Source organism: Actinomycetota bacterium, from assembly GCA_019347575.1.
Classification (GTDB): Bacteria; Actinomycetota; Nitriliruptoria; order Nitriliruptorales; family Nitriliruptoraceae; genus JAHWKY01.
Genome location: JAHWKY010000023.1, coordinates 36487 through 56442, shown reverse-complemented (window position 1 = coordinate 56442; position 19956 = coordinate 36487). Strand labels below are relative to the sequence as shown.

At 66.0% G+C, this 19956-nt stretch carries 18 protein-coding genes; 11 read left to right on the top strand and 7 right to left on the bottom strand.

Annotated elements, in window-relative coordinates:
* Window positions 1-66: 66 nt before the first annotated feature.
* The 6 genes from KY469_15270 to KY469_15245 all read left to right on the top strand — a co-directional run bounded on the left by KY469_15270 (window position 67) and on the right by KY469_15245 (window position 6182).
* Window positions 67-567 carry a glycosyltransferase gene (locus KY469_15270; protein ID MBW3664460.1) on the top strand — a complete coding sequence of 167 codons (501 nt, stop codon included), beginning with the start codon at window positions 67-69 and terminating at the stop codon, window positions 565-567.
* Window positions 567-1880 (top strand): oligosaccharide repeat unit polymerase, encoded by a 1314-nt coding sequence (locus KY469_15265; GenBank protein ID MBW3664459.1) that lies wholly within the window; start codon window positions 567-569, stop codon window positions 1878-1880. The genes KY469_15270 and KY469_15265 overlap by 1 nt, the downstream gene beginning before the upstream one ends.
* A 17-nt stretch (window positions 1881-1897) precedes the next feature.
* A complete protein-coding gene (locus KY469_15260) occupies window positions 1898-3010 on the top strand; it encodes a glycosyltransferase (protein ID MBW3664458.1) in 1113 nt (370 codons plus the stop codon).
* Window positions 3011-3070: 60 nt separating this feature from the next.
* Entirely contained in the window at window positions 3071-4381 is a 1311-nt protein-coding gene (locus KY469_15255) for an oligosaccharide flippase family protein (protein ID MBW3664457.1), read from the top strand.
* Window positions 4382-4671: 290 nt separating this feature from the next.
* Complete coding sequence (locus KY469_15250; protein ID MBW3664456.1) at window positions 4672-5427, top strand: glycosyltransferase; 756 nt, start codon at window positions 4672-4674, stop codon at window positions 5425-5427.
* A 2-nt stretch (window positions 5428-5429) separates the two neighbouring features.
* The gene (locus KY469_15245; GenBank protein MBW3664455.1) at window positions 5430-6182 is read left to right on the top strand and encodes a class I SAM-dependent methyltransferase; all 753 of its coding nucleotides are present in this window, start codon (window positions 5430-5432) and stop codon (window positions 6180-6182) included.
* A 35-nt stretch (window positions 6183-6217) separates the two neighbouring features.
* On the opposite strand, the gene KY469_15240 is transcribed toward KY469_15245, so the two are convergent.
* The 3 genes from KY469_15240 to KY469_15230 are packed head-to-tail and all read right to left on the bottom strand — an operon-like array spanning window position 6218 to window position 8891.
* Window positions 6218-6856 carry a sugar transferase gene (locus KY469_15240; protein MBW3664454.1) on the bottom strand — a complete coding sequence of 213 codons (639 nt, stop codon included), beginning with the start codon at window positions 6854-6856 and terminating at the stop codon, window positions 6218-6220.
* Window positions 6853-7761 carry a sulfotransferase gene (locus KY469_15235; GenBank protein MBW3664453.1) on the bottom strand — a complete coding sequence of 303 codons (909 nt, stop codon included), beginning with the start codon at window positions 7759-7761 and terminating at the stop codon, window positions 6853-6855. Before KY469_15235 ends, KY469_15240 begins: the two co-directional genes overlap by 4 nt.
* Entirely contained in the window at window positions 7761-8891 is a 1131-nt protein-coding gene (locus KY469_15230; GenBank protein MBW3664452.1) for a glycosyltransferase family 4 protein, read from the bottom strand. Before KY469_15230 ends, KY469_15235 begins: the two co-directional genes overlap by 1 nt.
* Before the next feature lie 423 nt (window positions 8892-9314).
* Here KY469_15230 and KY469_15225 point away from each other — a divergent pair, with 423 nt between their 5' ends.
* Window positions 9315-9473 (top strand): hypothetical protein, encoded by a 159-nt coding sequence (locus KY469_15225; GenBank protein MBW3664451.1) that lies wholly within the window; start codon window positions 9315-9317, stop codon window positions 9471-9473.
* 4 nt (window positions 9474-9477) lie between these two features.
* Here KY469_15225 and KY469_15220 read toward each other — a convergent pair whose 3' ends face one another.
* Together KY469_15220 and KY469_15215 are read right to left on the bottom strand one after the other, a co-directional pair.
* Window positions 9478-10401, bottom strand: a complete 924-nt coding sequence (locus KY469_15220) for an NAD-dependent epimerase/dehydratase family protein (GenBank protein MBW3664450.1) — start codon at window positions 10399-10401, stop codon at window positions 9478-9480.
* A gap of 274 nt (window positions 10402-10675) precedes the next feature.
* A complete protein-coding gene (locus tag KY469_15215; GenBank protein MBW3664449.1) occupies window positions 10676-11302 on the bottom strand; it encodes a hypothetical protein in 627 nt (208 codons plus the stop codon).
* A gap of 173 nt (window positions 11303-11475) precedes the next feature.
* Between KY469_15215 and KY469_15210 the strand changes: the two genes are divergently transcribed.
* Both KY469_15210 and KY469_15205 read left to right on the top strand, forming a co-directional pair.
* Entirely contained in the window at window positions 11476-11823 is a 348-nt protein-coding gene (locus KY469_15210; protein ID MBW3664448.1) for a hypothetical protein, read from the top strand.
* 161 nt (window positions 11824-11984) lie between these two features.
* Window positions 11985-12308: a hypothetical protein gene (locus tag KY469_15205; protein ID MBW3664447.1), complete on the top strand. Its 324-nt coding sequence runs from the start codon at window positions 11985-11987 to the stop codon at window positions 12306-12308.
* Between the two features lie 169 nt (window positions 12309-12477).
* On the opposite strand, the gene KY469_15200 is transcribed toward KY469_15205, so the two are convergent.
* Complete coding sequence (locus KY469_15200; protein ID MBW3664446.1) at window positions 12478-13461, bottom strand: site-specific integrase; 984 nt, start codon at window positions 13459-13461, stop codon at window positions 12478-12480.
* Between the two features lie 363 nt (window positions 13462-13824).
* On the opposite strand from KY469_15200, the gene KY469_15195 reads away from it, so the two are divergent.
* Both KY469_15195 and KY469_15190 read left to right on the top strand, forming a co-directional pair.
* On the top strand, window positions 13825-15042 hold the full coding sequence (locus KY469_15195) for an ATP-binding protein (GenBank protein MBW3664445.1): 1218 nt from the start codon (window positions 13825-13827) through the stop codon (window positions 15040-15042).
* Window positions 15043-15569: 527 nt separating this feature from the next.
* Window positions 15570-17027 carry a 13E12 repeat family protein gene (locus KY469_15190; protein MBW3664444.1) on the top strand — a complete coding sequence of 486 codons (1458 nt, stop codon included), beginning with the start codon at window positions 15570-15572 and terminating at the stop codon, window positions 17025-17027.
* A gap of 656 nt (window positions 17028-17683) precedes the next feature.
* Here the strand turns inward: KY469_15190 and KY469_15185 are convergent.
* Complete coding sequence (locus KY469_15185) at window positions 17684-19906, bottom strand: S8 family serine peptidase (protein MBW3664443.1); 2223 nt, start codon at window positions 19904-19906, stop codon at window positions 17684-17686.
* Window positions 19907-19956: the final 50 nt, after the last annotated feature.

Below are 19956 nucleotides of genomic sequence, written 5' to 3'. Positions count from 1 at the left end.
CTGTCACCTCGTACGGTACGTCCAGGCAAGCACTTCCTCTGGTTGGGACGTCTAGCCCCCGCGAAGTTGCCGGAGTTCGTCCTGCGGGCGTACCTGGATGCCGTTACGGATCACCCTCTTGTCATAGCGGGCGATGGACCATACCGACCCAGCCTTGAGAGGCTTGCGGTTGGTCGACCATCGGTCACCTTCGCAGGATACGTCGATTCGCCAGCACAACTCCTATCGGAGGCTCGTGCCCTAATCTTCGCCTCCGATTGGGAGGGGATGCCCAACGCCATATTGGAGGCGTATTCGAAGGGTGTACCCGTTATTGCGCTCGACATCCCATCCGTCCGCGAGGTAACCGCCGAAGGAGCCTACGCGCGTCTTGTTCGGACGAGGGCCGAGATGCGCGACGAGATCGAGCGATTGTCTAACGACGATGCGTACTTCGCAGCGCTCTGTCAAATGTCGGATTGCGGCTACGAATACTTCCGCGAGGATGCGAACCAGGCTCGATTCGCCGCTTTCACCGAGGCGTTGCGTCACCTGACTCACGAGGGCTTGCGCTCAGGGTCCGCCTGATGGGACTCCTGGGCGCGATCTTCGTGCTGCCCCTGCTACTCGTCGTGACCTGGCGCCTTGACGGCGGCGAGTTCGGTCTCATGACGCTCCTCGCGGCGCGGTGGTGGGGCCTGATAACGGCTTACCTCCTAGTGCCTTATCAGTACGTGGAGATCGGCTCGCGCACATGGGCCGTCGTGGGGTTGAGCCTCGGCTCGATACTGCTGGGGTATTTCGTAATCGTGTCCAAGCGGCGGGACGCTCCAACGAAAGATCTGAAGTTCGACGGTAACGGCGCTCTTTATTGGCGGGCATATTGGTCCATTTTTTTGGTCGGGGCGGCGCTATTCACAATTTATCTTTTTAACCTGCTGTCGCGTTTTGGCCTGTCAACGATGCTGGAGTCTTCGCACACCATTAGACTAGCCATCAGCCGCGGCTCGATTCCTACCGGTTTTCACTACTTCTATGCATTCGAGATGATTCTGCCCCTAGCAGCTTTTGGATATGTGAGGCTCAGGGGCGAGAAACCCCGCCTTTTTGCACTTGTGGCCAGCGCGGGATTCGCAAGCGCGGCATTGCTGGCTACGACAGCACGAACGAACCTTACGAAGTCTATCATCTGGGCTCTAATTGTGCTGTACGTCAGCTCAGACCGGCTTCGATTCAGGGTTCGCGACCTCCGACTTGTGTTCACTATGATCGCGGTGGTTTTGGCGGTTTTCAGCCTGATGGGCAACATGCTGGGTAAGTCCTACGAGAACTCAACGCTCGTGTCGTCGGGACTCGTCGACATTTCAGGCCCCCTTCAAGAAGTAGCTTTGCCACTCCATTATTCAGCGGGACCGCTGCCGACCCTAGATCGACTACTGGAGGACACCGATCCTCCAGTAACGTGGGGGGCGCTGACCTTCCATCCGTTAGCCAAGGTGGCAGAAGTCTTCCTCCCCGACTACGACGCGCCAAGCCACATTGGAGAGTTCTACGAGATTCCTTACCGGTTCAACGTGGCGACGTTCATCGACATCGGTTACAAGGATTTCCGGCTGTTTGGGGTAGCGTTGACGGGCTGGATCCTTGGGATTCTCGCGGGTGTCGTCACGCTACATGCCCGGCGTATGAACAAGGGGAGCGTATGTTGGACGTTCGCCTTCTCGATCGTGGCCTTGGTCATATTCGCTTCGCCGAGCAGTGCCTCCTACATCAAATTTTCGTATTGGATACAGACCGCAGTACTGCTATGGCTAGGTGCGAAAGTGGACGTCGCACCGAAGTCCTCCAAAGCCTTATTGCACCGGTCCTCGCCTGCTCTCTCGTGGTCGGCTCCTAAGTGATACCTGACGATCAAGCGGTGGGCCGCGCGATGCAACAGCTTCCACGGGTCAGTTTTCTGCTTCCGGACTTCAACGCGGGGGGCGCCGAAACAGCACTCTTAGAGTTGCTGCGACGTTGGCCCCGTGACGCCGTTGCCCCACAATTGGTCGTCCGCTCCGGTGGGGGTCCGCTGGCCGATCGCTTCGCCGCTACATGCGCAGATCTCGTCGTGCTGGGGACGGACAGGAGGACGCCGAAAGGAATCATCGACCATGCCCGAGGGATAAGGGCAGCCGCTAAGGCATTGAGAGCCTTCCATCCGTCGGTAGTCGTAAGTTTCCTGACCCCGATATGGGCCTACTTCGCGGCCCGAGTCGGCGCGCCGTCAGCGCACGTTGTGGCCTCGATACAAAGCCCGATCCAACTCGCTGTGGAAGATGGCTCCAAACGGCGCCCGATGAGGGATGCTGTGCTCCGTCACATCGACGTGCTAGCGCCAATCTCCCCCGGCCTTGGCGCGCAACTAGTCGAAATAGGCTGCGACCCCTCGCGCGTGCACGTCGTGCCGAATGGAATCGACAGCAGCCGGTTCTCAACCCTCCCGTGGTCGCCTGACCTTGAAGACCCTTTCCTTCTCGTCATCTCGAGGCTGAGTCCTGAGAAGGACGTGGCCACAGCAATCCGTGCTTTCGCTGTTGCAGATCTTTCTTCGTACACGTTGGTGATCGCCGGAACGGGACTCGAATACGACAACCTCGTCTCGCTCGCTGACAACCTTGGCGTTCGCGACCGCGTCGATTTCCGCGGTTTCGTCGAAGCACCGGAAGAACTCTTATCCCGAACCTGTGCGCTCGTCTTGACATCGAAGCTGGAGGGTTTCGGTAACGTTATCGTTGAAGCCTTAATGGTCGGCGCCCCGGTTGTCGCAACAGACGCTCCCTACGGACCCAGCTACATACTCGACGGCGGCTCTTACGGAGAGTTGTGCCCGGTGGGAGACGTGACAGCAATAGCTCGAGCGGTGAAGGAGTTCTGTAGCCAGATGAGCGCAGTGGACGACATCCGTGCTCGTCAGCAACGGGGGCGGTTGTTCTCCGCTGATGCCATGGTGCAACGCTGGTTCGATTTGTTCACTTCGTTGACTCGTTGAGTTCCATTGCTTGATCCGCCAGCAACCGGCATCGTCCCGTCGCGACAGTAAGCCTTGGTCATGAGCGCCTTGAACAAACGTGGAGAGGGACTCCGGCGCGCCGGCCGTCAACTCGCATCCACGTCAATCATACTAGTGGTCGCTGCCAGCTTCCGTGCTGGCGGCAGCATCATCTTGGCGCGCGCTCTCGGGCCCGTGGATCGCGGCCGTGCTGCCATCATAATCACCGTCGCAGGCCTCTTCGCGGTCCTAGGGTCGTTCGGCCTCGACGCGTCGCTGCGCTACCACTTACCTAGGTCGGATGTGCAATCCGCCGTACGCCAGATCTTTGTGCGTGATTCCTCGCGCGCCTTAGGCGTTGCGACAGTGGCGCTACTACCCCTCGCGCTCGTCATCTTCTATTCGATGGACGTGCTTCAGTCTCCAAGCGAACTCGTGCTTGCGGTATCCCTACTCTATTTGAGCCTGATCACGGTGTTCGCGCTCGGTGTCGGTCGGGCTGAAGGATTCCTCGTACGTGCCGGATGGTCGGAAGCTGTTCGGACCGGTGCACTTCTGGGTGGGGCATCGTCTCTGTACCTGGTCTTCGGGACAGAGCAACTGACTCCGTACCTCGTCGTCCTCCTCGGTAGCTCGGTGGTTGGCCTCTTGCCTCTCTTGCCTCAGGTGATGGCTCACTTAACCGACGCGAGACGTGGCGTCGCTGAAGCTGAAGAGCGCCGCACTGGACCATCTCTTCTCCGGCACGGTCTGATGACTCAGGCTGGCAGCATCTCCATGACACTCGCGTATCGCCTTGATCGGCTTCTGCTTGGGTGGCTGAGGAGCAACCGAGAGGTAGGGCTCTACTCGGTCGCCGTGGCGGTCGCCGAACTGACGGTCGTAGTCCCCACTGCGATAGCTCAGGTCACGTTCGATCACATCGCACAGCAGCGTTCCCGCGCCGAGGAGAAGCGCTCGTTGCGGTTGCTCGCCGCCCTCACCTTGGTGCTGTCGGTTGCGGTCGCTGGCGGCCTATGGGTCCTGGCACCTTGGCTCATTCCCGCGGTCTTCGGTGAGCGCTACAGCGGAGCCGTGGGGCCTGCCCGAATCTTGGCTGTGGCGGGCGTCGCCATGTCGATGTGGAGGGTCACCGCAACAGGACTCATGGGCCAGGGCCGGTTCAAGTCTTACCTCCGAGGGTCGTTGCTGGCGCTGGTCTTGTCCGCGGGGGCGGGGGTGCCTGTTATAGCTGCGCATGGGATGCCTGGCGCGGCTGTTGTGAGTGTCGTCGCGTATATCGGAGCGATGGCTGTCGCAGTGGTGGGGATGACCCAGCGCCATGAGACCTCGCGGGGGAGTGACGCCCCCGTCAGTGAGGTCCGGACATGAGTCCACTATCTGTCACGTGGTTCACGCGGTACGACGAGCGCGGGGCGAGTTCCCGATACCGGGTCTACCAGTACCTCTCAGGGCTTTCGACGAAGGGGATGGCAGCCGAAGTTCGGCACATGGGCCCGCCCCGAGGATACGGCCATTCGGTAGCGGCGACCCTTCTGCCGGTCGCTCGGCGACTCCTCGATTGCGTCACTTTCCATCCGTCATCGAGCCGTCGGACTGTCGTCCAGAAGGAGCTAGTCCCCCCCGTGGGATTACCACCAGCGGGTGCTATCCGGAGGTTCATGACGCGCACCGAAGCAATCTGGGATGTCGATGATGCCCTGTACGCATCCCCCTCTTCGCAGAAACGAGAGTTGGCTACGATCCTCGTAGAGTCATCACAAGTCGTCGTCGCAGGTAACCGCGTACTCGCAGGGTGGGCTGAGTCATCTGGTGCGTACGATGTGCGAGTCATTCCAACGTGCGTCGCAGTTCCGGCTCTAGAACGGCAGCCTGACGAAGAGCGAACGCGCGCCCTACGTATCGGATGGCTCGGGTCTCCGGCCACAGAGGACCAGCTAGCGATACTCGCTAGTCCTCTTCGCGCCCTTGTTAGGGATAGGGGGGTAGAATTGATTGTTATGGGGGGGCGAGTCCCTCCGCTGCTACGTGGACAAGAGGGAGTCCACCAGGTGTCATGGAGTGCCGAGGGAGAGGATGCCTTTCTTAGATCGATAGATGTTGGCATAGCACCACTGCGGGATGGAGAACTTGAGCGAGGTAAGTGCGGTTTTAAGACCCTAAAATACATGTCGTATGGTGTTATTCCGTGTGTTACATTCAATCAAGTTCACTCGGATATCGTAGGCGACTGTGGCATCCTAATTAGTGAGCACGCGCACTGGTTCGATGGCCTTATGAGTCTCCTCAACGATCCTGATTTGCGCGCCAGACTCGGTCACTCTGCCCGGACTCGTGTCAAGCAACATTACTCGACGGAGGTCGGCGTCGATCTCTGGGCGGCGATTCTTCTCTCGGATCGGGAACAAAGGCATTAACGATGACCAACCCTCAGCAAACCGCGCAGGAGACTCAGTACGCCTTTCCATATCACTGGTTGCCTGTTGACGCGGGAGCTTACTGGGTGCCGGGTAGAGATCTAGGATGGGTGTTCGAGTACGCGAACCTCCTGACCTCCGTGGCGGACGAAGTCGCGGCATCAGGGGCAAGGAGGGTCTTGGACTTCGGATGTGGTGACGGTCGCCTGGTAGGCCACCTCACTTCGCAGGGTATCGACAAGGTAGACGGGGTCGATATGTCAGAAAGGGCCGTAGCGTTCGCGCGTGCCTTCGCGACAGCGAGAGGGCCAGGTATGTCGGTATTCGGGTCCTCCCTCGGTGAGGTCGACGGACCGTACGATGTGGTTACAGCCATGGAGGTAATAGAGCATGTGCCGGACGGCGACCTGCCTGCCGTTGTAGATGGGCTTGCCGGATGCCTAGCGCCAAATGGGCGGTTGATCGTCACGGTACCGACAACCGTCATACCGCTAAGTGACAAGCACGAGCGTCACTACGATGTAGGCCTATTGAAAGCCCATCTCTCGCCACAGTTCGAAATAGAGAAGGTAAGGTACCTTCACCGCGATAACCGTTGGCGTCTCGTGCTGCGCCGTGTCATTTCGAACCGTTGGTTTAGTGTCCGAGATGAGCGATGCCTGCGAATCGCATGGAAAGCGTACGAGCGATACTGCAGGCATGCAGCCCCCGAGGACGGGATCCACATCCTTGCCGTCGCTGAACTGGCGCCATGATTCGAGAACCCTGGTTCGCGATTCCGCTCAGGAGTTCACTCACGCGGAGTGCGACCGGAGACAACGTAGCTTGCGACGTCCAACAACGACGTGACTAGGTATCTCAGGTCGGTCGAAACGGACCAGTTGCGCACGTACTCAAGATTCAGCGCCACCTTGTGCGGCAGAATCGATTGCGAGAAATATTCGACCGGATCGTCCGCAGCCGCGACTCGGAATTCTTCGTCCATGTACGCCAACGAGGCCGGCCCAGTCAGGCCGGGACGCACCGACAGGAGTTCTGCGCGAGCGTCGGCGTCGATGAACGCCAGAGCGTCGGCGACGTCTGGCCGCGGACCCACGAGGCTCATGCTCCCATGCAGCACGTTTATGAGTTGGGGTAGTTCGTCGAGGCGTGAACGCCGAAGGAAGCGGCCCACCCGTGTGATGCGAACATCGCCGCCGATGGTCACGTGTAGAGGGCTGCCAGCGCCGTTCCGCATTGTTCGCAGCTTTACAACCTTGAAGACCTCCCCGTGTCGTCCTACCCGTGCCTGGACGAAGAAGCCATGACTGCGGGTGGACAGCGCAGCCGCGAGAGCCCCCGCAAGAAGAACAGGCAGGGCCACGATGAACAGGGCCCCGCCGACGGCGAGATCGAACGCCCGCTTCCGTCTCTCGTCGCGCGGCGTCACGAGATACTCGCCGCCGCGGGCAGTGTCTCTCGGCGTGCCATCGTGGACTCGATTACGTCCAGGATGGTCGCGCGTCGGCTAGGGGAGAGCGAACGGTACCCCTTTCCCACGCTCCTGCTGTTCGGCACGGTCTCGATGAGCCAGGCCCCAGCCTGAGAGGGGCGCGCATCAAGGAAGTCACACAGGTGCCCGAACGTCGCCGTTGGCGAGCTCGTCAAGGCTTCGTACGTGAGCGAGAAGACGTGTGGAGTGGCCTGACTCTCCCACCACTTGATCGCACCGTCAACACAAGCTGTCCATTGGCGGGCCGCCACATAATCCAACCCGTGGTGCCGAAGTTCATCGTCGATCCCCCGGTATCTCGGTCCCCAAGTGTTGGCGTGTTCATGGATGCCGGTAACACGTCGGAACCTCGCGCTAACGAAGTTCGCTGCATACATCGGCAGGACCGATGGCGGCGCGTGCCTTGCCTTCCGAGCGAGGTAGCCGAGAGGAGTGCTGCCTTGCCACCGGTCGATGATCGATGCCGTCGCATCCAGCCCGTTCCGGGTGATAATCACGAACCGGGCCTCGGGGAGAAGCCTGTGTACGTAGGGCAGTCGGAGGCTGTTCGCGCATGTCTTCTCGACGACGGTGTGGGCGCCTTCGCGACGACCGAGTCGGTCGAACCTGCGTCTCACGTAACGGGCGATGTCGTCGGTGGCTTGCTCCTCGGTGAGTTCGTCATGATCCGCGCGTGAGTTGCGGTACCTCCACATCGGGTTCAACTCGTCACAGTCCCACGTCGCGAAGCCCCTAAGCTCGCCTAGCAGGTCACGCAACAGGTTTGTGCCAGAGCGTGGAGCGCCAATGATGATGACTGGTCGCGCGTGAAGGGGCGAGGCGGCCGTGCCTTGACTTCCCATCAGCCTCTCTGTGTCCTGACCGGGATTCCCGCGCTCACGTAGGCATCCATGTACTGCTCACTGATGGTTTCCGCCGAGTAGCGTTGCTCGACCGAGCGTCGCGCTTCCTGGCCCAAACGCTGTCGCAGAGAGGCGTCCGAGATGAGACGTTCGATTGCGGAGGCGAGCGCGTTTTCGTCGCGCGCCGGGACCACGATGCCGTTCTCACCGTCCCTGATCACGTCCCGGCAACCGGGAACATCCGTAGTTACGACGGGCACGCCAGAGGACATCGCCTCGAGCAAGACGCGGGAAAAGCCCTCGCGGTAGCTGGGCAACACGAAGACGTCGCAGCTTCGGAGGAACTCGGCAGGATCGCGTACCAGACCCACGTATTCGACTGCCCCCGTGTGGGTCATGTTGCGGACGAACGACTCTGGCACGGTCTCTGGGTGGTTCGGGTCCCGTTCACCCGCCAGCACGAACCTTACTCCCTCGTGCTTCGCCGCAAGCTCATGTGCCGCGGCGACGAACTCACGAACGCCCTTGGTCCAGATGAGCCGCGCCATCATCGCAACCACCAGTGGGTCCTCACGTTCCGAGAATCCCGGCTGGAACGCTGACGTGTCGATGCCCGAGCTCTCGATCACTCGCGAGCGCCGATAGGGACCCCTCCGTCGCGCAATCATCTTCGCGTCGCTGCGGTTCTGGAAGATCGTGAGATCGTTGGCCAATAGTGCCGCTCTCAACGCCAGCATGGCCACATGGCGGAACGGTCCCCGAGAGAGTCCAAGTTGGCCTAGGCCTGTCACGGTGCTCACCACCTTCGCTCCTCGGCATGACGTTCGAGCTGCCACCGTTCCGAACAAAATCGGTTTGGCGTTGAAGAAGTGCACGAGATCTGGGCGGGTCTCATTCAGTAGGCGCGCCAGAGCGCGCAAGAAATGGAGGTCGGCGTACGGTGCGATTCCCCGTTCGAGGCGAACGGCGTGAGTTACCACGCCTACAGATTCCAGCCTCGCACGGGAATCGTGGACGTCCGACTCATCCACGGCAGCGACCGCAGAAACCTCCCACCCCTCAAGCTGCAACTTCGAGATCAGGTGAAGCCGGGAGTTCGAGAGGGCGAAGAAACGGTTGGCAACCAGCATCGCCCGCGATGGACTCCTCCTGTCCGAAAGTGGTCGCAGCGTATCGGCGCGCACCCGTGAGTTGACCCAGGTCTGCGATGACGTTCGGCTAACAGCCACGACGACGTTAGCCGAGGCGTTTGCGTAGGAGTGCGCAGATCTCCGACAGTTCGTCGTTTCCCAGCGAACTACCGGAGGGTAGGCACAGCCCCGCTCGAGGGTCCGCTTGGCCACACCCCCTCCAACGGATGGGACTGGTAGCGGAACGGGCTCGAGGTGCATCGGTTTCCAGACGGGGCGCGCCTCGATCCCGCCGTCACGAGGGTCGCGGCGTAGGTCTTCGCGGGTCGCCCCCGATGTGTCGCTGTCAATGATGAGGTAGGTCAGCCAGTACCACGACCCGCACGCCCCGCGTACGCGGTGGACGGGGGGTAGCTCAACAGCGTGGAGCTGACGGCAGAGGCGGTCGCGCAGTCCGACCGCGTGGTCATCGTGACGCCGCACGTCGGTATCGACCTCGAACTGGTCGCCAAGCACGCCACGCTGGTGTTCGACACCCGCAACGCGCTCCCCCGCGCCCTGCCTAACGTCGAGCGGCTGTAGGGCGTCAACCCTTCTGGAACCAGGCGACGGTCTGGCGCAGGGCGTCGGTGAACTCGACCGGCTCGATGTCCGGGAACAGCTTCTTCAGGCGGGTCTGGTCGGCCTGTGAGTGGCGCACGTCGCCGGGGCGGTCCGGTCGCTGTTCGATTTCGAGATCGCGGCCTAGCAGCTCCCCCAGCTCGGCGATGACGTCACGCAGGGAGCGACGTGAACCGAACGCGAGGTTCACCGGTTCGGTCGACGTGACCGTGCGATCCACCGCCTGCGTGATCACCCGGGCGACCGAGCCCACGAACGTGAAGTCGCGGGTCTGCAGCCCGTCACCGTTCAGGGGCAGCGGGCGGCCCTGGAGCGCGGCGTCCACGAATGCTGGCATCGCGGCGGCGTAGGCGTGCCCGGCGGGCTGGAGCGGACCGAACACGTTGAAGAAGCGGAACGCCAGCGTCGGCAGGTCGAAACACTCCTGGTAGGCCAGCGCGTACGTCTCGGTCGCCAGCTTGCTGACCGCGTAGGGACTCATCGGCTGGGGACGCAGGTCCTCGGACTTGGGCAGCGTCGGGTTCGCGCCGTAGATCGAGGAGGATGAGGCCACGATGGTGTGGAGGTTGCCTGCCCGGCGTGCTGCCTCCAGGACCTGGAGGGTCCCGGTGGCGTTGGCCTCGTGGCTGGCCGCTGGGTCCTCGATGGAGCGAGGTACCGACGGGCGGGCGGCCAGGTGCACGACGGCGTCCGCGTCCGCCAGCACCTCGTCGAGCACGTCGGGGTCTAGGATTGTGCCGACCACCAGCTGCGCGTCGAGCCCGTCGAGGTTCTCCTTCGACCCTGTGGAGAGGTTGTCGAGGGCGACGGCCGAGTGCCCGCCGTCCACCAGCGTGCGCATGAGGTTCGCGCCGATGAAGCCGGCACCTCCGGTGACGACGACGTGCATGGATGCAACCTCACGGAGTCGGGAGCGGTCGGGCGAACGGGCCCCAGGCTACCTGCGCCCTGTCCCGGTCAGGGGCGCGTCGGGGCGTCGGCGTCCAGGCGCTGCCCTCGTGGGCTACTCCACCGTCAGCGACGCCGCCGGCAGATGACCCGCATCCGACGACCCGTTCCAGCCCGCCAACAAGCAACCATCAGCCCCGAAGCCCACCCAATCACCCTGCGGAGCCTGCACCCACGACGCCACACCTACCTCCAACCCTTCGACGGCCCCGCCGTCAACCCGGACGAAGTAGTCCACGTCGTCCGGGCAGATCACCCCGAGGACCGGCGCCCCGCTCGCAGCTCAGGCACCTCACCGACACGGGAATCGTTCGGCTCGAACCCATCCGCCCCGCAAAGAGAGAGCATGACGGTGTAGGGCTTGGCCTCCACGGCGCCATCGCGCCGGTCACGGCCACGTAGCGGGTGCCGCTGGTGGTGGCCTCGAAGGTGATGGTCTCGGTGTCGGCGGTCTGGGTCTCGGTCGTCGCGAGCTGGTTCGTGCCGTCGGTGCCGTACAGCGTGATGTCGAGGTCGGGGCTGGTGGCGCTGTCCTGGGTCAGGGTGGCCGTGATGGTGTCGCTCAAGGCCGCCTGGACCGCGAAGCGGTCGACGTCGTCGCACAGCAGGTCCTGGCTGGCGCCGTCGGCGAGCAGGGTCGCGTCGGCGGTGGTGTCGTCGTCCTCCAGCACGTCGTCGCTGCAGGGCGCCTCCACCACGACGTCGAGGCTGTCCTCGACGGTGCCGGCGATGACGTCGGTGACGGTGACCACGACCCGGTAGGTGCCGGCCGGCACGATGGCGCCGTCGTCGTTGGGCTCGGACGCATCGGGCGCGCAGGCGGCGGTGACGGTCACCTCCACGGTGTACTCGCCGCTCGCTGCGTCGGGGCTCCAGACAAGGTGGGTCTGGGTTCGCGGCGAGCGCCGCGGGCCGAGCTGCGAGCCGAGATGTCCACAGCCGCCCCGCCGCGCTCGTTGCCGTACACGGCGATGCAACCCGATGCTCCTTGCCGACCACCACCGGCGGAGGCACCATGAGCATCCAACACCAGGCCCGCCACCACCTGATCGAGATGCTCGTGGCCAGCATGGACGACGAGGCAGCAGCCACCCTGATGGACTACCTGCCGCCCGTCGGCTGGGCCGACGTGGCCACCAAGCGCGACCTCGACACGCTGGAGGCCGTCCTGCGCGGCGAGCTCAACAGCCTGCGGGCCGACCTGCGAGCCGAGCTGCACCACGAGCTCGGCACGCTCCGCACCGATGTGCACCGCGAGATCGGTGCCCTGCGGGACAACCTGCGCCGCCTGACGGTCACGATGCTGTTCGGCCTCGTCGCCGCCGTCGTGGCCGTCGGCGGGATCGGCTTCGCCACCGGCTGACCGGTCGGGGCCCGAGCCCGACGGGTCGGCCGGTGTCCACAGCTCCCCGTCGCGTTCGTTGCCGTCCGCCGCGATCCACCGCGATGCTCCTTGCCGCCCACCACCGGCGGAGGCACCATGAGCATCCAACAGCAGGCCGTCACCACCTGATCGAGATGCTCGTGGCCAGCATGGACGACGAGGCAGCAGCCACCCTGATGGACTACCTGCCACCGGTCGGCTGGGCCGACGTGGCGACCAAGCGTGACCTCGACACGCTCGAGGCCGTCCTGCGCGGGGAGATCAGCGGGCTGCGAGCCGAGCTGCACCACGAGATCGGCACACTCCGCACCGACATGCACCGCGAGATCGGTGCCCTCCGCACCGACATGCACCGCGAGATCGGTGCCCTCCGCGACGACCTGCGCCGCCTGACGGTCACGATGCTGTTCGGCCTCGTCGCCGCCGTCGTGGCCGTCGGCGGGATCGGCTTCGCCAGCGGCTGACGCCGCGGCGTTCCGTTCGTCGAGCGCGAGGAGTGCTTCCTCGACTCGGCGATCGAGGGACGGATCAGTTCGATGTGTGGGCCGGACGCGGGTCGAGGATCTCGCCCCGACGGTGGGCCGGGAGACCGCGGTGAGGGTGGTGGCGAGCCGTTCGTGACGATCAGATCAGTCAGTCCGCGTGTCCGAGGAGCTGCGCGAAGCGGTCGGCTGCGGCGGCGTCCATGACCGGCAGTGCGTGGGCGTAGACGTCGAGGGTGAACCTCGCGCTGGCGTGGCCGAGCCGATCGGAGACGACCTTGATCGGGGTCCCTTCCTGCAGCAGCAACGTCGCATGTCCGTGCCGTAGGTCGTGCAAACGGATGCGGGGTAGCGGCAGCGACGCCACGAGCTTGCGGAACGCCCACGTCACCCGCAGCGGGTCGAGCGGCTCGCCCTCCGGGGTCGTGAACACCAGCTCCCACTGCTGCCCGAGCGTGGACGGGCGGTCGCGAACCCGGGCCTCGCGCTGCTGCACCTCTTGGCGGTCAGCGAGGACGCCGAGCGTCCAGTCGTCGAGGGCGAGCGAGCGGGCTCGGCCGTTCTTGGGCGGCTTGAGCCGGAACGCGCCGTCGACCCTGACCAGCGAGTGACGCACGTGCAGCACGCGGCGGTCGAGGTCGACGCTCGGCCAGGCGACCGCGAGCAGCTCTCCCCGGCGCATCCCGGTGGTCGCCGCGAGCGCCCAGAGGTGGAACAGCGGGTCGTCGGCGACCAGCTCGAGGAACCGAGCCAGCTCCTCCGCGGTCCAGACGGTCAGGTCCTTGGCCTGCGCCCCGTCACCGTGGTGACGCGGCACCGTCGCCCCGGTGGCCGGGTTCGCCACGACCACCCCGTGCTTGACGGCATCGGCGAGGACCGTGTGCAGGATCGCGTGGCAGTACTCCACGCTGCGGGGCGACAGCGGCTTGCCGCCCTGTCCGCCGCGCGTGAGCAGCTCGGCGTAGGTGCGCTCGATGCGCCGGGTGGTCAGCTCGGCGATGGGGACCGCGCCGAGCGCGGGGTGCAGGTAGCGGCGGACCATGCCGGCGTACGACGCGAGCGTGGTCGGGGCGAGCCGCAGCCGCGCCACGTCGAGCCACTCATCGATGTACTCGCCCAAGGTGAGGCCGTCCATGTGCACCTGGTCCCTCGCGGATCACCAGCATCCACGGCGAGGGCCGTCACCGGGCTGCGGGTCCGGCGCAGGTTGGGGAAAAGTCTCCGGCGGGGCGACGGCTAGCACGTGAGGGCCGACACCGGATGGGCCAACTCCAGAAGGTCGTCGTGGGCGTCAACCACGTGAGGGGCGAGATCGGCTGTCGTTGCGGCGAGCCTCCGGCCTCCCCAGCGCGACCGCCTCCGGCAACTGACGGGGGCTGCTCGCAGACGTCGAGGCTCACGGGTGGGCGAGGGAAAGGATGCTTACCACGATTCAGCAAGTTTATCCAGCTTTATCGTCGCTAGATAAACTATGGAAATCCCGCTAACCTGATGGCCTGTGGACCCGCGACGCAATCCGTACACGCCCAACGCCGGGGCACGACCGCCGGTGCTGGCGGGGCGAAGTGACGAGCTGGCGAACTTCGAGCTGCTGCTCGATCGGCTGGAACAGGGCCGACCCGAGCAGTCCATGATCATCACCGGCCTGAGAGGCGTCGGCAAGACCGTACTCCTCGGCGAGTTCCGCCAGCGCGCAGACGACGCCGGCTGGGCCGTCGTCGAGCTCGATATCGCCAAGCACGACGACGACGCGTTCCGGCGGGTCCTAGCCCGCGAGGCGCGTCGAGCCCTGTTCACGGTGGCTCCGTCGAAGCGCTGGAAGGCGAAGGCTCGCCGCGCAGCAGCAACCCTCAAGTCGTTCACCCTGACCGTGACCGGCGACGGTGGCGTGACGGCATCACTGGATGTCGAGGCCCTCGAGGGTGTCGCCGACAGCGGGATGCTGGACGCGGACCTCACGGACCTGCTCGTCGCGCTCGGCGAGGCCGCCCGAGACCACCGGACCGGCGTGGTCTTCCTGTTCGACGAGATCCAGTTCCTGTCGACCGCGCAACTCGAGGCGCTGATCGCAGGACTGCACAGGACCGTCCAGCGATCGCTGCCGATCACGCTCGTCGCGGCAGGACTTCCGCAGCTCCCCGAGCTCGCCGGAGAGGCCAAGTCCTACGCCGAGCGGCTGTTCAAGTTCCCCGAGATCGGCCACCTCGCGGAGGAGGACGCCCGACGAGCGCTCAGCCAGCCAGCCCGCGACGAAGGTGCGGATTACGAGGACGCTGCCGCCGCACGGATCGTCGAGTACACCGAGGGCTACCCCTACTTCATCCAGGAGTTCGGCAAGTCCGTCTGGGATCTCGCCGACGGTCCGGTGATCGCCGTGGCCGACGTGCACCGAGCCCAGGGCGAGGTGGAGGCCAAGCTCGACAGCAGCTTCTTCAGGGTCCGGCTGGACAGGACGACCGAACTCGAGCGTGCCTACCTGCGTGCGATGGCGGAGCTGGGACCCGAGGCGCAATCCGCCGGCGATGTCGCCTTCCTGCTCGATCGGACCTCGCAGCAGTGTGGCCCCACTCGGGCGCGGTTGATCGACAAGGGACTGCTCTACACGCCGAGCTACGGATACGCCGCGTTCACGGTCCCGCAGTTCGATCGTTTCCTGAAACGGCGCATCCCCGACCTCGTCGTGCCCGAGAAGCGGGTGAAGGGGAGACCCTCGTGACGTCGCGGCCTACCGTCCAAGCGCACCCTTCAGCCGAGAGACACCCAGTGAAGGGCACGGCGCCCAACGCTTCTCACCCGAACGGCGGTACCCCAGCCGGAGACGATCGTTCCCAGGAGTGGTCACCTATCCGCGAGGTCGGCGAACGTCTCGGAGAGTTGTCGCAGCGCCGCGACCGTGACCGGCTCATCGGTCCCCGACGCGACCCTGACCAGCTGGCGGCGCAGGCACTCGGTCCGTGACAGCCCGAGGCGCTTGGCCCTCGCCTCGATGGCGGGGCGACCTCGTCCGGGACGTCCCGGATGAGCACGTCGGTCACTGCGACCTCCTCGACCAGCCCTGGTGGTATCACATTGATATCGCCTGCGACCCGCCCCCCCGCCGACTCCACGCCACCAGCTCGTGGCGAGCAGGGTTGTTCACATCTTCTCGAGATCGGGTGCTTGACACCGTCACACCGGAGAGGTATCTTATCGAGCATACGTTCGGAACGTATATATGGAAGCGCCGGACCAGAGGGGATGTCGATGACGGCCAGATCGCGACGTGGCAGCGCGGGCAGCGCCCGCCGCGCGGGCGCGTTCGCGCACGTCGACACCCTCGCCGCGTCCATCGATCAGCTCGACACCATCGACCCCGACGACCTGCCCGTCCCCGAGCTCGCCGGGCTGATCCAGCAGCTGGACAAGCAGCGCAACCGCCTCGATGCGACCGTGCTGACCCTGACCGCCGCGTTCGACCAGCGCGACGGCGCCCGCGAGGTCGGCGAGCGCGACACGACCTCGTTCCTGCGCAACCAGCTGCGGCGCCGTCCCGGCGACGCGAAGAAGACCGCGACCGCCGCCCAGGCCCTCGGTGGGCTCGACCAGACCCGCCAAGCCCTCGCCCGAGGCGACATCTCCGCCGAACACGCCGCCGAGATCGCCGACGCCACCGCCGGGCTGGACGATCCGGACGCCGAGACCAAGCTGCTCACCGCCGCCCGGCGCGGCGACCCCTCCGCGGTCCGCAACGAGGGCAAGCGGCTCATCGACCGCCAGCAGGCCGCGGACCGGGCCCGACGCGCCTACGACAACCGGCGACTCGACTTCCGTGACGACCCCGCCGGCGGGACCCGCCTCGAGGGCTACGGCCCCAACCTGGCTGGCGAGCTCATCCAGACTGGCATCGACGCGCTCGCCGCCCCGCGGGGCGAGGACGACGACCGCACCGCCGCCCAGCGCCGCTGGGACGCCCTCATCGAGCTGATCGAGCGCGCCGGCGCCGCCAAGCAGCTGCCCGACGACGGTGGTGACCGCCCCGTGCTGCTGGCGCTGCTGCCCCTCGACGAGCTCGAACAACGTGCGGGTGCCGAACCGGGGACGCTGCCGCGCACCGGCCCCCTCGACCCCCAAGCGCTGGAGCAGCTCGCCTGCGATGCGGATCTGCAGTGGCTGATCACCGACGCCGAAGGGCTGCCGCTGCACCTGGGACAGAGCAAGCGCTACGCCTCCCGCGCCCAGCGCCGCGCCTTGCGTGCCCGCGACGGCGGCTGCCGCTGGCCCGGATGCGACGTCCCGGCCCAGTGGACCATCGCCCACCACGAACCTCCCTGGCCCATCGGCGCCACCGACATCGACAAGATGGCGCTGGTCTGCACGGTCAACCACTGGATGCGCCACCACGGCGGCTGGAGCTTCGAGCTCTCAGCTGATGCCACCGTCACCGTGACCTCTCCCGACGGCCACACCGTGCTCACCGAGACCGCCGCCGAGGCCCGCCGCCGCCATCTGAGCACCGACCTGCTCGGCGACGGCGCATCGCAACCCCGGGCCAGACCCGGCCGCCCCGAACCGCCCCGCGACGACGGGGCCGACCCCCCACGCCCCCAACCCCAACCACGATCAGGTACCGCAACCAGCGAAGCGACCAACCCCCCACCCGACGACGCCCCGACCCTGCCCGGGATCGCCTCCGAAGACCACGCCGTCTACCGCGCCGCCTGACGACCGGTACCCGGAACCGATCCCCGGAGCGGCACGCGGTCGCGCACCGTCGACTGGCTCGAGCGGTACGCATGCAGCTTCGAGCACATCACGCTCGTCGGTGGAAGCGCCGCGATCACCCCGCCGGTCGCCGTCGGGGTCGAGGTCGTCGGGCGCGTTGACCGCATCGGGTTCACGACCTGCACGTAGCGCCCATTAGCAACCTGTTGACCGCGCACACCGTCCGCGGTTCAGCCACCGGACGGCCGACCCGTCGTCACGCGCCGCGCGCAGCTGAGGTCCGAGCGCGGGCGTCTCCCGGTCCCTCTCAGACTGTCCCTAGCGCCGCCTTTCGCTAGGGGATCATCCTTGGCGGACCACGCCCGCCTCCGATCTCATCAGCGATGAGGTCGAGTCGCTCCCTCAGGCCGGAGGTCGAGTTGGGTGCGATGGCCACCACGCTCGACGCGACCTCACCTCCGACGAGTGGCTCGCTCTGCCAGGATCCAACACCCCCAGCGAGGTGGTGGCCGGGCGGCTCATCGTGACTCCCTCGCGGACTCCGCGGCACCAGCTCGTGACGAGCTGGCTCATCCATCCTCAGCGAGGGCAGCTCCTCACGGACTCCACGTGCTCCCGGCACCGGTCGACTGGGCCGACGGCCCCTCCGCAGGCGGTTACCGGGAGAGCACTGCCTCGCAGCTGGTGACGTTGTTCTCGAACACCGCGACGACCTCGGATCCGTCCCAGCTGTAGCTGCCGCTGGGCGACACCGCCGTCACGTCGGTCGCGTAGCAGCCGGGGCCGACGCCGCGGTAGCCGAACGTGACCCAGCCGGCGCCGTCGGTCGACCCCACCAGGGTGCCGCCGACCGCGCCATCGTTGCGGTACAGCTGGATGCTCACCGTCGCGGGCACACCCAGGGTCGAGTCGTTCGCGTCCGTGATGCGGATCGTGATGTCGAGGTGGTTGTCGCTGGACTTGCCGCCGAAGGCGCTGTAGTCCTCCACGGAGGCGGTGACCACAGCGGCGTCGGTGACGGTGACCGTGACCCTCGCCTCGTTGCTGTCGACCGTGCCGTCAAACGCCTTGTAGGTGAACGAGTCGGTGCCGGTGAACCCGGCGTCGGGGCTGTAGGTGATCGTCTGGTCGGCGTTGACCACGATCGCGCCGCTCGTCGGAGCGGTCGCTCCGGCCAGCACGGTGAGCGGGTCGCTGTCCACGTCGGTGTCGTTGGCCAGGACGGCGATCGTCACCGGGGTGTCCGTGGCGGTGCCGGCGCTGTCGTCCACGGCGACGGGAGCGTCGTTGACACCGTTGACCGTGATGGCCACCGTGGCGTCCGCGCTGTTGCCGTCGCCGTCGGTGACGCGGTAGGTGAAGCTGTCACTGCCGGCGAAGTCGGTCGCGGGGGTGTAGTCGACCGAAGCGCTGTCGGTCTTGGGGGCCGTGCCCGATGAGCACGTTGCGTCCGTGATCGAGCTCAGGGACCCGTCGCTGGGTCCGGTCACGATCGAGAAGCCGAGGTCGCAGGTCTCGGCGTCGCCGCCGCCGAGCGTGACGGTGACCGCGGTGTCCTCGAGGGTCTCCGCGGCCGCGGCGTCGGCGGTCGGGGCGGTGCCGACCATGCCGCCACCGTCGCAGGCCTCCAGCATCAGCAGCCGGCCCGCCTGCTTGCCCTCGGGGTCGTAGCCGCAGGTGTCGGTCGGGGCGACCGACCAGGTCGTGCTCTGCAGCCCGCTGCGCACGGTCGACCAGCGGCTGCTGCTCTTGGCGACGCCGTTGGCGTGCACGTACAGCGCGGCCGCGCCGGCCGCGTGCGGGCTGGACATCGAGGTGCCGCTGATGGTGTGGTAGCCGCCGCCCGGCCAGGTGGAGGTGATGCAGACCCCGGGTGCGGCCAGGTCGACCACCGCCCCGAAGTTGCTGAAGCTCGCCAGGGTGTCGTCACCGTCGGTGCGGCAGGTGGCCGAGCCGGCGGCGCCCGCCAGACCGTCGAAGTCCGCGATCGCCGAGACCGCGATGACCTGGTCGTGGTTGGCGGGGCTGAAGGTCGAGGCGTCCTTGGCGCTGTTGCCGGCGGCCACGACGTACACCACCCCGGCGTTGGTCGAGTTGGTCAGCGCCGTGTCCAGGGCGGAGCTGGAGCACTCGCAGCCCAGGCTCATGTTCGCCACCTCGATGGTGTCGGCGCGGGCGGTCACCCAGTCGATGCCGGCGACGATCCAGGAGATGTAGCCGCTGCCGTTGTTGTCCAGGACCCTGACCGCCCACAGGTCGGCGCCCGGCACGACACCGGCGACCCCGAGGCCGCTGAGGTGGTCGATGGCCGCGGCGCTACCGGCGACGTGGGTGCCGTGGCCGTTGCCGTCGCCGGCGAGCCCGTCCTTGCAGCTGTTGTTGAACGGTCCGCCCCGCGCGCAGTCGGTCCCGGCGACCACGTTGAGGTCGGGGTGGCTGTGGTCGATGCCGGTGTCGATGATGGCGATGTCGACCTTGCCTCCGAAGGTCACGCCCGACGCATCGGTCAGGCCCAGCTCGCGGTCGGCCTCGATGCGGTCGACGCCGGTGGGCACCTCACCGAACGCCTCGACCGACTGGTCGAGCTCGACGAGGTCGACGCGCCGGTCCTGACGCAGCCCGTTGAGGCGCCCCGTCGGCACCGAAGCCGAGAAGCCCTCGAGCGCGTGCTCGTAGACCAGGCCGAGCTGCGCTCCGTGGTCGCGCGCGACGTCCTGCGCCGCAGCGCGGGCGTCGGGGACGTCGTCGAGCACGACGATGACGTCGACGCGGTCGCCGCCACGATCGCCGGACGCTGCGGGCGACGCCGACGCGGTCCCCACCACCGTCAGCGCGAGGACGAGCACGAGGTTGCTGACGACGGACACACGACGATCCACGGGCTGCACTCCAGGTCGAACGCGGACAGGCGGGCCGCGTGTCCGGCGAC

What these genes read in the sequence shown, in the direction of transcription:
- KY469_15265 (MBW3664459.1), top strand. Translation starts at nt 567, where the DNA reads ATGGGACTCCTGGGCGCGATCTTCGTGCTGCCCCTGCTACTCGTCGTG.
- KY469_15255 (MBW3664457.1), top strand. Translation starts at nt 3,071, where the DNA reads ATGAGCGCCTTGAACAAACGTGGAGAGGGACTCCGGCGCGCCGGCCGT.
- KY469_15250 (MBW3664456.1), top strand. Translation starts at nt 4,672, where the DNA reads ATGACGCGCACCGAAGCAATCTGGGATGTCGATGATGCCCTGTACGCA.
- KY469_15245 (MBW3664455.1), top strand. Translation starts at nt 5,430, where the DNA reads ATGACCAACCCTCAGCAAACCGCGCAGGAGACTCAGTACGCCTTTCCA.
- KY469_15235 (MBW3664453.1), bottom strand. Translation starts at nt 7,761, where the DNA reads ATGGGAAGTCAAGGCACGGCCGCCTCGCCCCTTCACGCGCGACCAGTC.
- KY469_15230 (MBW3664452.1), bottom strand. Translation starts at nt 8,891, where the DNA reads ATGCTGGTTGCCAACCGTTTCTTCGCCCTCTCGAACTCCCGGCTTCAC.
- KY469_15220 (MBW3664450.1), bottom strand. Translation starts at nt 10,401, where the DNA reads ATGCACGTCGTCGTCACCGGAGGTGCCGGCTTCATCGGCGCGAACCTC.
- KY469_15210 (MBW3664448.1), top strand. Translation starts at nt 11,476, where the DNA reads ATGAGCATCCAACACCAGGCCCGCCACCACCTGATCGAGATGCTCGTG.
- KY469_15200 (MBW3664446.1), bottom strand. Translation starts at nt 13,461, where the DNA reads ATGGACGGCCTCACCTTGGGCGAGTACATCGATGAGTGGCTCGACGTG.
- KY469_15190 (MBW3664444.1), top strand. Translation starts at nt 15,570, where the DNA reads ATGACGGCCAGATCGCGACGTGGCAGCGCGGGCAGCGCCCGCCGCGCG.